This window comes from Rhodovulum euryhalinum, from assembly GCF_004342445.1.
Classification (GTDB): Bacteria; Pseudomonadota; Alphaproteobacteria; order Rhodobacterales; family Rhodobacteraceae; genus Rhodovulum; species Rhodovulum euryhalinum.
Map to the genome: position 1 here is coordinate 299,327 of NZ_SLWW01000003.1, position 15,563 is coordinate 314,889.

A 15,563-nucleotide genomic window follows, 5' to 3' on the forward strand; every position below is an offset into this window, starting at 1 on the left:
CGTCGCCCGTTCCGGGCGACTCCCCCCGGAGTATTTTCGCCAAGAAGAAGGGTCAGGGCGTTCGGGTCAGGCGGCGTTTCGTCAGGATCGAGAGGGCGAGGGAGGCAAGGATGCAAACGGTGAAGAGGTAGAGGCCCCAGGCGGTCTCGATCCGGGCGAGACCAACGCCTTTGGCGATGACGATGTAGAGGGCGACAAGGAAGATGTCGGCCATCGCGAGCTTGCCCATCAGCTGGATCGCGGGCAGCAGGCGCGGGGAGGCGAGGTTGAAGTGGATGAGCGCAAGGCCGACGGTTTTCAGGTAGGGGGCAACGAGGGCGAAGAAGGTGACGAGGAACGCCAGCGGGATGTCGGTTTCCCAAAGCGCGACAAGACCGGACAGGACGGAGATTTCGTTGAGGCCGAAGAGAGGCAGGAGGCCCGCGCGCATCAGCGGCGCGGCCCAGGCGACGGGGAAAAGGATCAGGAGGGTGAGGTTGGCGAGTTTCAGGGCGCTCATCTTCGTACCTTTCAGAGCCTCGGTCCGCGCGCCGATATACGTTATGCCGACAGGGCCCCGCTGTCTCGGTGCCGCGGCCTTCTTCTTGGCACAAATACTCCGGGGGTCCGGGGGCAGAGCCCCCGGCGGGTCGGCTTGGCAAACGCCCAGCCGAAACCAGGGCACCGAAAGACCCGTGGCCTTGTGTCCGGTGCCCGCCGCACGCCCTTGCTGCCTTACCGTACCGCCTCGATCGGCCCCTCGGCGCGGCCGTGGATGAACTGTTGCAGGTAGGGATCTGGTGCCGCGTCCATGTTGGCGACCGGTCCCGTCCACTGGATCACCCCGTCATGCAGCATCGCCACGTCGTCGGCTATGGCGCGGACGGACGTCATGTCGTGGGTGATGGTCATCGCCGTCGCGCCCATTTCCACCACGATCTCGCGGATCAGCTCGTTGATGACGCCGGCCATGATCGGGTCGAGGCCGGTGGTGGGTTCGTCGAAGAAGATGATCTCGGGCTCGGCGGCGATGGCGCGGGCCAGCCCGACACGCTTCTGCATGCCGCCCGACAGCTCGGCGGGGTAGAGGTCGGCCACCTCGGGTTTCAGGCCGACGCGGCGCAGTTTCTCGATCGCGATCTCGCGGGCCTCCGCCTTCGGGCGCTTCTGCGCGCCGCGCAGCAGGCGGAAGGCGACGTTCTGCCAGACGGTGAGTGAATCGAACAGCGCGCCGCCCTGGAACAGCATGCCGAAGCGGGCGAGGAAGGCGTCGCGGTCAAGCCCGGTTGCGTCCTCGCCCTGGATCAGGATCCGGCCCGCATCGGGTTTCACCAGCCCGAGGATGCATTTCAGCAGCACCGACTTGCCGGTGCCGGACCCGCCGATGATGACCATGCTTTCGCCCCGGGGCACGCTAAGGTCCACCCCGCGCAGGACGCGGTTCGGGCCGAACGCCTTGTGGATGCCCCGAAGCTCGATCATGCGGAGAAGAACAGTTCGGTCAGCAGGTAGTTGGCGGCCAGGATCAGGATCGAGGCGGTCACCACGGCCGATTTGGTGGCGCGGCCCACCCCTTGCGCGCCGCGTTCAGAATTCATCCCGAAATAGCAGCCGACCAGCGCCACGATGAATCCGAAGACCGCGCCCTTGATCAGGCCCGAGGTGATGTCCCAGAGTTCAAGGTAATCGGCGGTGTTCTTCAGGTAGGCCGCCGCGTTCAGGTCCAGCCGGCCGGTGCCGATCACGTAACCGCCGAAGATGCCGATGGAATCGCCCACCGCCACCAGCACCGGCACGGCGAAGGTCGCGGCCAGCACGCGGGGCACGGTGAGATAGCGCATCGGATCTGTCGACAGCGTCACCAGCGCGTCAAGCTGCTCGGTCACTTTCATGGTGCCGATCTCGGCGGCGATCGAACTGGCCACGCGGGCAGCGACCATCAGCCCGCCGAGGACGGGGCCCAGTTCGCGCACCATGCCGATGGCGACGATCGAGGGCACCACCTGTTCGGCGTTGAAGCGCGAGCCGCCTTCGTAGATTTGCAGGGCCAGCGCGCCACCGGTGAAGAACGCCGTCAGCCCGACAACCGGCAGCGAGTTGTAGCCGATGACCCAGAGGGCGTGGACGAATTCGCGGAAATAGAAGGGGGGACGCAGCGCGGCTGAAAGCGTGGCCACAAGGAACAGGCCGATCCGGCCGAGCGCGGCCAGCCCGCCAAGCGTCGAGCGGCCGATGGCGGCGACCGGTGCGAGGATCATGGGCCGGTTCCGCCGGTGTAGTGGCGCGCGTAGCGGGCCCCGAGGCTGGTCAGCACCTCGTAGCCGATGGTCTGGGCGATGTCGGCGACGTCGTCCACGCTCTGGTCCGGGCCGATCAGGTCCAGCGCGTCGGGCATCCGGGGCAGGCCGGTGATGTCGGCGGTGATCAGGTCCATCGAGACGCGGCCGAGGATCGGGCAGGGGTGCCCGTCGGCCCAGAGTGTGCCGCGGTTGGTCAGGTAGCGAAGGATGCCGTCGGCATAGCCGCCCGCGACGGTGGCGACCCGGCGGCGGTCCCCGGCGACCCAGGTGCAGCCATAGCCGACGGCCTCGCCCGGTTCGACCTCGCGGGCCTGGATCACCGGCAGCGACAGCGTCACCACCGGGGCGGCATCGGCAAAGGGCCGCGCGCCGTACAGGCCGATGCCGGGCCGGGTCACGTCGAAATGATACTCGGGGCCCAGCAGGATGCCGCCCGTGGCCGACAGCGAGCGCGGCACGCCGCAGCCCTCGGTCATCTCGCGGAATGTGGCGAGCTGTTTGCCGTTGAAGCCTGTCGTGTCCTCGTCGGCGCAGGCGAGGTGGCTCATCAGCAGGCGGGGCCCCGCGGCCAGCGCGATGTCGCGGACGGCGGCCCATTCGGCGGGCTCCATCCCCAGCCGGTTCATGCCGGTGTCAAGCTGGATGCCGAACGGGTGGCCCGGCAGCGCCTCGAAGTGGCGGGTGAGTTGTTCGACCGAGTTCAGCATCGGGATCAGGTCCAGATCGCCGATCATGTCGGTGTCGCCTGCCATGTGCCCGCCGAAGACGCAGATCTCGGGGCCGCGGCCCAGCGCCTCGCGGATCGCCGCGCCCTCTTCGGCGACGGCGACGAAGAATCGGCGGGCGCCGGCACGGGCCAGCGTGCGGGCGACGTGCGCCGCGCCCAGGCCATAGCCGTCGGCCTTGACCACGGCGCCGGTTTCAACGCCCGGGCCGCTGGCGCGGTCAAGGGCGGTCCAGTTGCGCGCGAGCGCGTCGAGATCGATGGTGAGGGAACCTGTGGCCATGGCCGCTGTTTTCGGCAGGCGTAGGGCTGACGTCAAGGCCGGATTCCGGTCCGGGCGGTCAGCGGCGTTCGTAGCCCGCGCCGGTCCAGGCCCAGGTCTCGCCGGTTTCGAGGACGAGCGCGGGCCAACCGTCCCGGGCCGCCGCCTCGTCAAGGGACAATCCCGTCGAGGAAAACAGATCGCCATCGCCAAAGACCGGCCGGGCGCTCTCGCCCGCGATGGTGAAGATCACCCCGCTGCACCCGGTGGGGCCGAAATAGGCGCCGCCGCAGAGCCGGGTGAGCAGCAGCGCCTGTTCGGGGGCAAGTTCGACCAGCCGGGCGCGCAGCGTGGGCGCCTTGCCCTCGATGGACCGGACCGCCTCGATGATCGGCCCGACGATCTGTTGGGCCAGTGCCATGGCGGCCTTGTCCTCGGTGCCGGGGGTCACGGGAACCAGGGGGCGGGGTGGTTCGGGGGCGGGCGTGTCCGCCGCAGGCGCGGCTTCGGGGTCGGGCAGGGGTAGGGGCGGTTCGGGGGCCGCCTCCGGGACGTCTGGCACGTCCGGGAGGACCGCCTGCTCGGTCGCTGCGGGGGGGCTTGGGTCCAGCGGCGGCCTGTCGGGCAACTCGCCGACCGGCTGGTGGTCGGCCAGGACCGGGTCGGCCAGTGGAACGTCCGGGTCCTGCCGGGCGAGTGTCGCGCAGCGTCCGTCAAGCATCCGGTTGATCGCCCGCCCCGATCCGCCGAGCGAAAACCCCGCGCCGGTCGTCCGTCCGTCCCCGGGCCGGATCCAGACCGTCAGCCGCACACCCCGGCGCAGCCGTTCGATAAGCCCCCGGTGCTGGGCCGGGTGATAGGGCAGGGCAAGCCCGCTGCGATTTCCGGGCTCCACCACGGCAAAGGTGTAGGCCAGCGGCGCGGTCGCGTCGACCAGCAGCGTCACCCCGGTGGACCGGTCGGCAAGCGGCCAATCGGGGGTTGACACCAGCGCGAATTCCAGCGGACTGTCCGCCCGGCACCGGATCTGAAAGCACAGCGATCCGCCCGCGCCGGTTGCGCAGGTTTCCGCGCCCTCGATGCCGGCGGTCCCGGGGATTTCGCGCCACGCCTGTGCGCCCGCGCTACCGGCCAGCGCTGCCGCGGCCAGCATCGCACCCGCGCCCACAAGCGCCGACAGACGGCCCGTGATCCCTGGCATGCGTCCGGCCCCTCGCGATTCCACCTCGTTCGAGCCTAGAGCCTGGTCCCGCTGCACCGCAACCGGCGCTTCGCTGTCGCGCCGGATCACAGCCGGTCTCAGCCGAAGCCTTCGGTCTCGTCCCGTTGCCACGGTTTCACCAGATTGCCGAACCGGGTAAAGCGGCCCTCGAAGCTGAGTTCGACGGTGCCGATCGGGCCGTGGCGCTGCTTGCCGATCACGACCTCGGCCTTGCCGTGGCAGCGCTCCATCACCTCCTGCCACTTGGCCATGGCCTCAAGATTGTCCTCGCCGGGTTTCTCGCGTTCCTTGTAGTACTCGTCGCGGTAGACGAACATCACGACGTCGGCGTCCTGCTCGATCGAGCCGGATTCCCGAAGGTCGGACAGTTGCGGGCGCTTGTCCTCGCGGCTTTCCACCTGGCGTGACAACTGCGACAGGGCGATCACCGGGATATCCAGTTCCTTGGCGATGGCCTTCAGGCCTTGCGTGATCTCGCTGACCTCGTTCACCCGGCTGTCCTTGGCGGTCGCCGGGCGGACAAGCTGCAGGTAGTCGACGAACAGCGCGTCCAGCCCGTGCGTGCGCTTCAGCCGCCGCGCCCGGGCGGCAAGCTGGCTGATCGGCAGGGCGGGCGTGTCGTCGATGAACAGCGGGCAGGCTTCCAGCGCCTTGGCGGCCTCGACGAAGCGGCGGAACTCGGCTTCGGTCATGTCGCCGCGGCGGATCTGTTCGCTGGGCACCTCCGAGGCCTCGGACAGGATGCGCGCGGCCAGCTGCTCGGCGCTCATCTCGAGGCTGAAGAAGCCGACGACACCGCCTTCGACCGCCCCTTCCGAGCCGTCCGGCAACCTGCCGCGGCGATAGGATTTCGCGACGTTGAAGGCAATGTTGGTGGCCAGCGACGTCTTGCCCATCGACGGCCGCCCGGCAAGGATCAGCAGGTCGGACCGGTGCAGCCCTCCCAGCTTGCGGTCGAGGTCGATCAGCCCGGTCGAGACACCCGAAAGCTGCCCGTCGCGCTGATAGGCGGCATTGGCGACGTTCACCGCGTCGGTCACGGCCTTGAGGAAGGACTGGAACCCGCTTTCCGACTGGCCCTGTTCGCCCAGCTTGTAGAGCGCCTGTTCGGCCTCGACGATCTGGGCACGCGGTTCGGACGCGATGTCGACCTTGGCCGCCTTGTCCGAGATGTCCCGGCCCAGCCGGATCAGTTCGCGGCGGATCGCGAAATCGTAGATCATCTGCGCATAGTCGCGCGCCGCGAAAGTCGAGATCGCCGCGCCCGCAAGGCGCGCCAGATAGGCCGGGCCGCCCAGTTCCTTGAGCCCCTCGTCATCCTCGAGAAACGCCTTGAGCGTGACCGGCGAGGCCAGCGCGTTCTTCTGGATGCGCGCCGCAGCGATCTCGTAGATGCGCTGGTGGACGGGTTCGTAGAAATGATGCGACTGGATGATCGACGCGATCCGGTCGAAGACATCGTTGTTGGTCAGGATCGCGCCCAGCAATTGCTGCTCGGCCTCGATGTTGTGGGGCAGGGTGCCGGCCTCGTCCTCGGCCGCCTTGCCGCCCGGTTGGATCGTTCTGATCTCGTTCATCGCCCGCCCCTGGATTTCGGTCCGGCCTGCCTAGCGCAAGCGGCCGCCGCGCGACATGGCAAGAACATGGTGGAGAACGCGGCGCGACACCTGTGCGTGGCCTGTGGACAACTCGCGTCAATCCCACCTGTTGTGTCTCAAGGTAGTGTAGCCGCAAAATCTGGACCGTGCGAGCGATTCTCTCGGCGAGTTGTCCCCAACATGTCCACAGCGCCGTCCCCGGCTATTTTTGCCGCGCCGCCTGCCACTCCCGCGGCGCAGTCAGGAAGGCCTCGACCTCGGCCAGCGTGGCCGCATCGAACGCGCCCTGGGCGCGGGCCTCGGCCAGCACATCCCACCAGGTGCACAGGTGATGCAGCCTGACCCCATGGGCGGCCAGCGTCGTCTCGGTCTCGGGGAAGATGCCGTAGTAGAAGATCACCGCGGTGTGGCCGCAGACCGCCCCGGTCTCGCGGATCGCGTCGACGAAGCTGAGCTTCGAGCCGCCATCGGTGGTCAGATCCTCGACCAGCAGCACCCGGTCGCCCGCGCCCATCACGCCCTCGATGCGGGCGTTGCGGCCATAGCCCTTGGGCTTTTTCCGGACATAGGTCATCGGCAGCGCCAGCCGTTCGGCCACCAGCGCTGCAAAGGGGATGCCCGCGGTCTCGCCGCCCGCGACATTGTCGAACGCCTCGAACCCCGCGTCCCGCAGGACCGTGACGGTCAGGAAATCCATCAGCGTCGACCGGATGCGCGGGAACGAGATCAGCTTGCGGCAATCGATATAGGTGGGCGAGGGCAGGCCCGAGGCCAGGGTAAAGGGGGTCTCGGCGTTGAAATGGACCGCGCCCACCTCCAGCAGCATGCGGGCCGTGAGCCGGGCGATCTCGGCCTGGTCGGGGAAAGAGGTGGGGATCATGGCGCGGACCTCTCGATCGGGCGGCGGGAGGTTTCGAACCGTCCCGGCAAATTGGCTTCAGGATACTCGCGGTTTACCGCTCCACCCGCCAGTGCAGGGGGAAACCGGGGTCGAAGACCGTGACCGGACCGGCGCCCGTCGCGATCTTGGCGGGGTAGGCGACGGCGGCGCCCTTCACCAGCGTGATGGTCCCGGCGTTCGGGGGCAGGCGGTAGAAGGCCGGGCCGTTGAGCGAGGCAAAGGCCTCCAGCCGGTCCAGCGCGCCTTCGCGGTCGAACACCTCGGCGAGGCAGGACAGCGTGTTGGTGGCCGAGAAGATGCCCGCGCAACCGCAGGCGCACTCCTTGGTCGGGTCCGTGTGCGGTGCGCTGTCGGTCCCGAGGAAGAACCGCGCGTCCCCCGACGTGGCGGCAGCCACCAGGGCGTCGCGGTGGCGCGCGCGCTTGGCCACCGGCAGGCAGTAGTAATGCGGCTTGATGCCCCCCACCAGGATGTGGTTGCGGGTGATGATCAGGTGATGCGTCGTGATCGTCGCGCCAAGGTCGTTCTCATGCGCCTTGACATAGTCCACCCCGTTGGCCGTGGTCAGGTGTTCCATCACCACGCGCAGGCCCGGCGTGGTCCGGCGGATCGGGTCCAGCACGCGGTCGATGAACGCCGCCTCTCGGTCGAAGATGTCCACCTCCGGGTCCACCACCTCGCCATGCACGCAAAGCGGGCAGCCGATCTCGGCCATCCTTTCCAGCACACCGCGCACCTTGTCGAAATCCGTGACCCCCGAGGCCGAGTTCGTCGTCGCGCCCGCGGGGTAGAGCTTGACCGCGGTGACAAGGCCGCTGGCATGGGCGGCGGCCACGTCCTCGGGGTCGGTCTCCTCGGTCAGGTAAAGCGTCATCAGCGGGGTGAAATCCGCCCCTTCGGGCAGGGCGGCCAGGATGCGGTCGCGATAGGCGGCGGCGTCAAGCGCGGTCACCACGGGCGGGACCAGGTTGGGCATGATGATCGCGCGGGCGAAATCGCGCGCGGTCTCGGGCAGGACACCTGCCATCATGGCGCCGTCGCGCAGGTGCAGGTGCCAGTCATCGGGGCGGCGGATCGTGAGGCGGTTTGTCATGGGGTGCGCGATACACAATCGGCGGCGGGCTTTCCAGTGGAGATCGAGAAGCCCGGCCGGGGACGCATGCGGCCTTGCGCGGCAGGTGTGGCTGCGGCACCAGACGGAAAGTCTGAAAATCCCGTAAAGAAACCCGGGTTTCGCTACGCGCTGGGCGCAAGGCGGGCCTTCCGATCGGGCATTGGAAATGGCAGCGCGCCTGACTTATCTTGCAGCCCATGGGAGGAAACAACTGTGAACCGGCAGGAGTTTCCAAAAGATGGCAGTTGCACATACCGATGTCTCGGGCCGCAAGGGGTCGATCCTTCTTGCCGTGCTCGACATGCTGATCCGGGTGATGGAAAACCATCCCCACACCCGCCAGATCGAACGGTTGAACGCCCTCAGCGACGAGGATCTGGCCGCCAGGGGCCTGACCCGGCAGGACGTGATCCGCCATATCTTCCGCGATCGCTACTACCTCTGACGTACCGCGCGGGCCACGACATCCGGGCGCCTTTCCCCGGGAAAGGCGCCTTCGTCCCGAATGGCCGAGCGCGATGTCTCAGGGGGCGATGACGCCCATCGGCGGCCTGTCGCTGCGTTCGTCGAGTTCGGCCAGACGGCGGAGGAAATGCGGCCGGTTGCGGCTTTGCAGCACATGCCGGCAGAGCAGGGCGCCAAGCCGCGGCCGGTTCCCTGCCGCAACCCGGTCGAGCAGCGCGTCGAGATAGGGGGCATGATCCCGCCGCGCCCGGAACAGCCGGTGAAAGACCCGCGCCGAAAGCTGGCCCTCGCCCGCCGCGTCGATCAGTTCGGGAAGGATCCCCATCGCCATCAGCCGGTCCTCGAGCCCGCCGCCGCACAGCGGCGTGCGCAGGTGAACCACGTTCGTGCCGCGGAACATCGCGGCATGCATCGCGTCCAGCGGCCGCGTCGGATCGTAGAGGATCATCGCCAGTTCCGCCGCCTCGACCATGTCGGGGGCGAAACCGAAGCGCGAGGTGAAGTCCAGCCGGCGCGCCGCGGGATAGCGGCGGTCCCATCCGGCCAGCGCCGGATCCAGCGTCGCCTGCGGTTCCAGCGCGATCACCGTGGCGCCCGGCGCGGCGACCGAAAAGGCCGCGGCGGCATGGCCGCACGGCCCGGCGCCATAGAACACCACGCGGTCGAAGCGGTCGAAATAGCCCTCGTCGATCAGCCGGTCGAAATACGCATGGACCGCGGGGTCGCGGAACCAGGTGTCGCCGCGCGCGGCCAGCGTCAGCCGCGACCAGCCCGCGGGTTCTGCCAGGTCCGCGGCCAGCGGCCGGCCCGCGCGTCCGCGGGCGAAGAGATCCCCGGCCTGTTCGAAGGTGACCAGCAGGACCGCGTCATCCTCGGCACGGATCGCCGCATGGTCCGGCCCCAGCGGCTGGACCACCGCACGATCCCCGGCGCCGAGCAGCCTGTCCTGCCAGATGAAGGTCTGATCCACGTTGCCGATTCTGTCCTTCATGGCGCCCCCTCATAGAGGGGCATGATAGCAACATATGGGCGATCGAGAAAGGTCCGACACCATATTTGCCATAGGCCGGGGGCAGGTGGTCAGCCGCGCGCAGCACTTGCGGTCAACGCGCCCATGCCGATCAGCGCGCCGCCACCTGCCCGGGTCATCCAGCGCAGGACCGCGGGGCGCCGGATTCGGGCGCGCAGCCGGTCGGCGAGCAACGCATAGGCCAGCGCGTTCAGCGCCGCGAGCCCCACGAAGGTCGCGATCAGCACCGCGAATTGCGGGGCCAGCGCCGCGTCGGGCCGCAGGAACTGGGGCACGAACGCGATGAAGAAGGCGATGGACTTGGGGTTCAGCGCGGTGACAGTCGCGGCATGGGCAAAGATCGCGCGCGCCGGGCGCGGCTCGGGCGCGATCTCGGCCGCCAGCACAGGCCGTGACCGGATCAGCCTGACCCCCAGCCAGATCAGGTAGGCCGCGCCGATCCATTTCAGCAGGGTGAACAGCGTGGCCGAGGCCAGCACCAGTGCGCCCAGCCCCGCCAGCGACGCGCTCATCGCGACCAGATCCCCCAGCGCCACCCCCAGCGCCATCGCGACCGCAACCCGCCGCCCCTGGCTGAGGGCATAGGACAGCACCAGCAGGATCGTCGGGCCGGGGATGACCAGCAGCACCGCCGAGGCCGCGGCGAAGGCCAGCCAGAGATCGAGGGGCATGGTCGGGACTCCCTTTCCCGCCAGTTCAGCCACGCCCGGTCCGACGAGGCAACTGCAAATGCACGGCCACCCGCGGGCGCGGATGTCGCACGGCCCCGCGCGGCCGCCCGCTGGCCTCTCAGAAGAACGCCTGAAGCCCCGTCTGGGCCCGCCCCAGGATCAGCGCGTGGATGTCATGCGTGCCCTCGTAGGTGTTCACGGTCTCCAGGTTGATCATATGCCGCATCACCGGGAAGGCGTCGGAAATCCCGTTGCCGCCATGCATGTCACGGGCGGCGCGCGCGATCTCCAGCGCCTTGCCGCAATTGTTGCGCTTGATCAGGCTGATCATCTCGGGCGCGGCGCGCCCCTCGTCCATCAGCCGTCCGACCTGCAGGCAGGCGTGCAGCCCCAGCGAAATCTCGGTCTGCATGTCCGCCAGCTTCTTCTGGTAAAGCTGCGTGCCCGCCAGCGGCTTGCCGAACTGCGTGCGGTCAAGCCCGTAGGCGCGCGCCGCATGCCAGCAGGCCTCGGCCGCCCCCATCACCCCCCAGGCGATGCCATAGCGCGCCCGGTTCAGGCAGCCGAACGGCCCCTTCAGCCCCTCGACGCCCGGCAGCAGGGCGTCCTCGCCGACCTCGACCCCGTCCATCACGATCTCGCCCGTGGGCGAGGCGCGCAAGGACAGCTTGCCCTCGATCTTCGGCGCCGACAGTCCCTTCAGGCCCTTGTCCAGGACGAAGCCCCTGATCTTGCCGCCATGGGCCTCGGACCTGGCCCAGACCACGAAGACATCGGCGAAGGGGCTGTTGGAAATCCAGGTCTTGGTCCCGGTCAGCCGGTAGCCGCCCGCGATCCTTTCGGCCCGCGTCTTCATCCCCGCGGGATCCGAGCCCGCATCGGGTTCGGTCAGCCCGAAACAGCCGATCAGTTCGCCCTTCGCCAGCCCCGGCAGGTATTTCCGCCGCTGCGCGTCCGTCCCGTAGGCCTGGATCGGGTACATCACGAGGCTGGACTGCACGCTCATCATCGACCGGTACCCCGAATCCACCCGCTCGATCTCGCGCGCGATCAGGCCATAGGTCACATAGGACGCGCCCAGCCCGCCATGGTCCTCGGGCACCGTCACCCCCAGAAGCCCCGCCGCCCCCATCTCGGCGAACAGCCCGGGCTCCACCCGGTCCTCGCGATAGGCCGCCGTCACCCGCGGCGCCAGCCGCTCCTGCGCGAAGGTGCGCGCCGCATCCCGCAGCATCCGCTCGTCCTCATCCAGCCGGTCCTCCAGCCGCAGCGCATCCTCCCAGTCGAACCGCGCGAGATCGGGGGCGTCCTTGGGCTTGGGCGGCACGGCGCTGTCCATCTGATGTCCTCCTTTTGGCCTATGGACGAGCCATAGCGCGACCGGGCAGGGTGGGGCAATCGCCGCCGCCGGCCCGCCCCGCTTGACCGGGCGCGCCCGCCGGGGCAGCAAGGGAACGGGAACGGGAGGAACGCGCATGGGCGGGACGGTCGGCTCGATCGACGAGGTGCAGCAACTGCTGTCGGGGCAGAATTACGTCTGCGGGCGGGCGCTGGCGACGGTGACCTTCCTGTCGCTCCGCCTCGGCAAGCCGCTTTTCCTGGAAGGCGAGCCCGGCACCGGCAAGACCGAGATCGCCAAGGCCATCGCCGCGGCGCTGGGCCGCCGGCTGATCCGGCTGCAATGCTACGAGGGGCTGGACGCGGCCAGCGCGGTCTACGAATGGAACTTCGCCGAGCAGATGATCGCGATCCGCACCGCCGAGGCCGTGGGCTTCGAAGGCGCGGGCGCGGACCGCACCGCGCTCAAGGACGAACTCTTCTCGCCCGAATACCTCATCGAACGCCCGCTGCTGCAGGCCATGCGCCCCCAGGTCGAGGGCCCGCCGGTGCTGCTGATCGACGAGCTTGACCGCACCGACGAACCCTTCGAGGCCTTCCTGCTCGAGGCGCTCAGCGACTTCCAGGTGACGATCCCCGAACTCGGCACGATCCGCGCCGAGGCGCCCCCCATCGTCGTCATCACCTCGAACCGCACGCGCGAGGTGCACGACGCGCTCAAGCGCCGCTGCCTCTACCACTGGGTGGATTACCCCAGCTTCGACCGGGAACTCGACATCCTGCATGCCCGCGCCCCCGAGGCCGCCGAGACGCTGAGCCGCGAGATCGTCGCCTTCGTCCAGAAGCTCCGCGCGCAGGACCTGTTCAAGAAACCGGGCGTCGCCGAGACCATCGACTGGGCCAAATGCCTGCTCGCCCTCGACGTGATCGACCTCAGCCCGCAGGTGATCGCCGACACGATCGGCGCGCTTCTGAAATACCAGGACGACATCCAGAGGATCGAGGGCTCCGAGGCCAAGCGCCTGCTCGACGAGGTCCGCGCGGAACTCGCGCCGGCCTGAATCTTCTTCTGGCCGGAAATATCCTCGGGGGGTCCGGGGGGCAGACAGCCCCCCGGCCTCTCCACCAAAGCCCGAGGCCCAAGATGGCATCCCTCCCCCCGCTCGACATCCCCGACGACGGCAAGCTTTCCCACAACATCCTCCATTTCGCCCGCGCGCTCCGCAAGGCCGGGCTGCCCGTAGGCCCCGGCCGGGTGATCGACGCGATCCGCGCGGTCGAGGCGGCGGGGTTCTCGGAACGGGGCGATTTCTACCACACGCTGGCGGCATGCTTTCTCTCGCGCCCCGAGCACCGGCAGGTCTACGATCAGGTGTTCCGGCTCTACTGGCGCGATCCGCGGTTCCTCGAACACATGATGAGCCTGATGCTGCCCTCGGTGCGCGGTGTCGCCGAGGAACGCGCCGCCAGGGCCGCCGAGAAACGCGCCGCCGAGGCGCTGCTCGAAGGGGTCGAGCGGGACGTGCCCGACCTGCCCCGCGAGGAGGGCGGCGAAGAGATCGAGATCGACGCCGCCCAGACCCATTCCGGCCGCGAACGGCTCAAGACGCTCGACTTCGAGCAGATGAGCACCGCCGAGGTGGCCGAGGCGAAACGGATGCTTGCGCGGCTCAGCCTGCCGGTCAAGCCGCTGGCCTCGCGCCGCACCCGCGCCGACCGGTACGGGCGAAGCCCCGACTGGCGCGGCACGATGCGCGCGGCGCTGCGCCAGGGCGGCGAGATCCGCGACTTTGCCCGCAAGCGGCGGCGCACCCGCTGGCCCAATCTCGTCGTGCTCTGCGACATCTCGGGCTCGATGTCGCAATATTCGCGCATGGTGCTGCATTTCCTGCATGCGGTCGCCAACGAGAAGGGGGCGGGCTGGGCGCGCGTGCATGCCTTCACCTTCGGTACGCGGCTGACCAACATCACCCGGCAACTCGCCAACCGCGATGTCGACGCGGCGCTGGCCGCCGCGGGCGCCGAGGCGCAGGACTGGGAGGGTGGCACCCGAATCGCCTCTGCGTTGCATGCCTTCAACCGCGACTGGTCCCGCCGGGTGCTGGGCAGCGGTGCCGTCGTGCTGCTGATCACCGACGGGCTGGACCGCGACGAGGCGGACACCTTGTCGCAGGAGATGGAGCGGCTGCACCTGTCGGCCCGCCGCCTCATCTGGATCAATCCGCTGCTGCGCTGGGACGGCTTCGCGCCCAGGGCCCGCGGAATAAGGGCGATGCTGCCCCATGTGGACTGTTTCCGCGCGGGCCATTCGATCGCCTCGCTCGAGGCGCTGGCCGAGGCGATCTCGCGTGCCGACGATACCGGCGAGCGTGACCGGATGCTGCGGCGGATGCGACATTCCTGACAGGCTTGATCTGGATCAAGGTCGCCGCCCGGCAAAACATACATTCAGCATGCGTCGTTTGTGACGATGCGCGCAAGTTCCCGGCATGCATCGGAAAAAATCGCAGATGATGCCCGTGTTCTTTCCCGACGCGGGGTCCCGGGCGCCCGAGGGCCCTCCCTCCCTCGACGCCACTTTCAGAAACGCCGTGGGCCCTCCCTCCCACGGCGTTTTTCTTTGGCGCGGCATGATTGATCTGGATCGGCACCGTCCGCCGTGCCAGAGTTTCATTCGAAATAACGAATGTTACGAGGGGGACAACCCATGGTTCTGAACTGGAAGATCGGCGGGCCATTGCTCGGTCTCGTCTTTTTCCTCGCCGTGCTGCTGGTCAAGCCGATCGGCGTGTCCACGCAGTTCGTCGTGGCCGACGGCATCCTCTGGGACCGCCAGGTGCCGGACATCATCACCCAGGCGGCGGATGGCGGCTGGACCTCGTCCAACGCCTATCTGGCGAAATACGCCGACGAGATCGCCAATCCGGTGAACTACAACTTCATCTTCGTCGCCGCGATGATGGGTGGCGCGTTGCTGTCCTCGCTGGTCTTCGGCCGCATTTCCCTGCGCGAGCGGATGCTGCCGGATCTGTGGCGTGCGAATTTCAGTGCCGGCTGGATCGGCCGCTGGGTCATCGCCTTTTTCGGCGGCATGCTGGTGCTGTACGGCGCGCGGATGGCGGGGGGCTGCACCTCGGGGCACATGATGTCGGGGATGATGCAGACCGCGGTGTCGGGCTACATCTTCGCCTTCGGGGCGTTCCTGACGGCGTTTCCGACCGCCCGTGTCCTGCTGAAGAAGGAGGGCTGAGATGGAGATCGTTCTTGCCATCGTGATCGGCGGCCTGTTCGGCGCCGTTCTGGAACGCATCGGCGCGACCGATCCGAACTGGATTGGCCGGATGCTGAACCTGACCAACATCCACCTGATGAAGACGATCCTGGTGGCCATCGGCACCGCCTCGATCCTGATGTTCGGCGGCCAGATGCTGGGCTTGGTCGAGGTCGGGAACATGTCGGTCAAGGCGATTCATGTGGGCGTGCTGCTGGGCGGCGCGATCCTGGGGATCGGCTGGGCGGTGTCGGGGTTCTGCCCCGGCACCGGGGTCTGTGCGGCGGCCACGGGGCGGCTGGACGCGTGGTTCTTCGTGGCCGGCGGCCTGGTCGGGGCGGGGGCCTATGCGCTGACCTACCCGTTCTGGGAACAGATCGGCTTTCTCAAGGGCGACAAGTGGACCATCGGGGCGATCCCCGGGGCCGACTACCCGGCGGCGCTGCCGAACCTGCCCTTCACCGGCGACATGCTGGGGATCGGGATCGGCGCGGCCTTCATCCTGATCGCGATCATCCTGCCTCGCCGGCTTGTGGGACACAAGGCGCCCGCGGGCGAGCGTGGGGCCGAACCGGCCGAGTAAGCCGTTCCCGTCCGGCAGTCCGGGGCGCCGCGGGGTCTTCCGCGGCGCCCTTTTCGTTGGTGATTCCCTCTGGCGAAGCCGCCCCGCGGCCCCCATTATCGCCCG

General features: G+C 68.6%; 16 protein-coding genes. 5 read left to right on the forward strand and 11 right to left on the reverse strand.

The genetic code is table 11. The features are described from left to right. Positions 1–52: 52 nt before the first annotated feature. From EV655_RS05580 to pyrC, 8 genes are all read right to left on the reverse strand, one after another. A complete protein-coding gene (locus EV655_RS05580; RefSeq protein ID WP_132542676.1) occupies positions 53–499 on the reverse strand; it encodes a paraquat-inducible protein A in 447 nt (148 codons plus the stop codon). A gap of 215 nt (positions 500–714) precedes the next feature. Continuing rightward, complete coding sequence (locus EV655_RS05585; protein ID WP_132542678.1) at positions 715–1,461, reverse strand: ABC transporter ATP-binding protein; 747 nt, start codon at positions 1,459–1,461, stop codon at positions 715–717. After that, complete coding sequence (locus EV655_RS05590) at positions 1,458–2,237, reverse strand: MlaE family ABC transporter permease (protein WP_132542680.1); 780 nt, start codon at positions 2,235–2,237, stop codon at positions 1,458–1,460. Before EV655_RS05590 ends, EV655_RS05585 begins: the two co-directional genes overlap by 4 nt. Then, the gene (gene alr, locus EV655_RS05595; RefSeq protein ID WP_132542682.1) at positions 2,234–3,286 is read right to left on the reverse strand and encodes an alanine racemase; all 1,053 of its coding nucleotides are present in this window, start codon (positions 3,284–3,286) and stop codon (positions 2,234–2,236) included. Before alr ends, EV655_RS05590 begins: the two co-directional genes overlap by 4 nt. Before the next feature lie 58 nt (positions 3,287–3,344). Continuing rightward, on the reverse strand, positions 3,345–4,466 hold the full coding sequence (locus EV655_RS05600) for a hypothetical protein (RefSeq protein WP_132542684.1): 1,122 nt from the start codon (positions 4,464–4,466) through the stop codon (positions 3,345–3,347). A 98-nt stretch (positions 4,467–4,564) separates the two neighbouring features. After that, positions 4,565–6,064: a replicative DNA helicase gene (locus EV655_RS05605; RefSeq protein ID WP_132542686.1), complete on the reverse strand. Its 1,500-nt coding sequence runs from the start codon at positions 6,062–6,064 to the stop codon at positions 4,565–4,567. Between the two features lie 223 nt (positions 6,065–6,287). Then, positions 6,288–6,965 (reverse strand): orotate phosphoribosyltransferase, encoded by a 678-nt coding sequence (locus EV655_RS05610; protein ID WP_132542688.1) that lies wholly within the window; start codon positions 6,963–6,965, stop codon positions 6,288–6,290. 73 nt (positions 6,966–7,038) lie between these two features. Beyond that, entirely contained in the window at positions 7,039–8,079 is a 1,041-nt protein-coding gene (gene pyrC / locus EV655_RS05615) for a dihydroorotase (RefSeq protein ID WP_132542690.1), read from the reverse strand. 259 nt (positions 8,080–8,338) lie between these two features. Between pyrC and EV655_RS05620 the strand changes: the two genes are divergently transcribed. Then, positions 8,339–8,545, forward strand: coding sequence for a DUF1127 domain-containing protein (locus EV655_RS05620; RefSeq protein WP_132542692.1), 207 nt, complete (start codon positions 8,339–8,341; stop codon positions 8,543–8,545). Between the two features lie 78 nt (positions 8,546–8,623). Here the strand turns inward: EV655_RS05620 and EV655_RS05625 are convergent, their stop codons facing one another. From EV655_RS05625 to EV655_RS05635, 3 genes are all read right to left on the reverse strand, one after another. Next, the gene (locus tag EV655_RS05625) at positions 8,624–9,556 is read right to left on the reverse strand and encodes a phosphoadenosine phosphosulfate reductase (protein WP_132542694.1); all 933 of its coding nucleotides are present in this window, start codon (positions 9,554–9,556) and stop codon (positions 8,624–8,626) included. A gap of 89 nt (positions 9,557–9,645) precedes the next feature. Beyond that, on the reverse strand, positions 9,646–10,266 hold the full coding sequence (locus tag EV655_RS05630) for a LysE family translocator (protein ID WP_132542696.1): 621 nt from the start codon (positions 10,264–10,266) through the stop codon (positions 9,646–9,648). A gap of 118 nt (positions 10,267–10,384) precedes the next feature. Beyond that, positions 10,385–11,605 (reverse strand): acyl-CoA dehydrogenase, encoded by a 1,221-nt coding sequence (locus tag EV655_RS05635; RefSeq protein ID WP_132542698.1) that lies wholly within the window; start codon positions 11,603–11,605, stop codon positions 10,385–10,387. A gap of 136 nt (positions 11,606–11,741) precedes the next feature. On the opposite strand from EV655_RS05635, the gene EV655_RS05640 reads away from it, so the two are divergent. The 4 genes from EV655_RS05640 (at position 11,742) to EV655_RS05655 (ending at position 15,458) form a co-directional block, all read left to right on the forward strand. Beyond that, positions 11,742–12,665 carry an AAA family ATPase gene (locus EV655_RS05640; protein ID WP_132542700.1) on the forward strand — a complete coding sequence of 308 codons (924 nt, stop codon included), beginning with the start codon at positions 11,742–11,744 and terminating at the stop codon, positions 12,663–12,665. Positions 12,666–12,748: 83 nt separating this feature from the next. Continuing rightward, a complete protein-coding gene (locus EV655_RS05645) occupies positions 12,749–14,008 on the forward strand; it encodes a vWA domain-containing protein (RefSeq protein WP_132542702.1) in 1,260 nt (419 codons plus the stop codon). Between the two features lie 303 nt (positions 14,009–14,311). Beyond that, complete coding sequence (locus EV655_RS05650; protein ID WP_132542704.1) at positions 14,312–14,854, forward strand: YeeE/YedE thiosulfate transporter family protein; 543 nt, start codon at positions 14,312–14,314, stop codon at positions 14,852–14,854. Position 14,855: 1 nt separating this feature from the next. Beyond that, positions 14,856–15,458 carry a DUF6691 family protein gene (locus tag EV655_RS05655; protein ID WP_132542706.1) on the forward strand — a complete coding sequence of 201 codons (603 nt, stop codon included), beginning with the start codon at positions 14,856–14,858 and terminating at the stop codon, positions 15,456–15,458. The last annotated feature ends 105 nt before the right edge of the window (positions 15,459–15,563 follow it).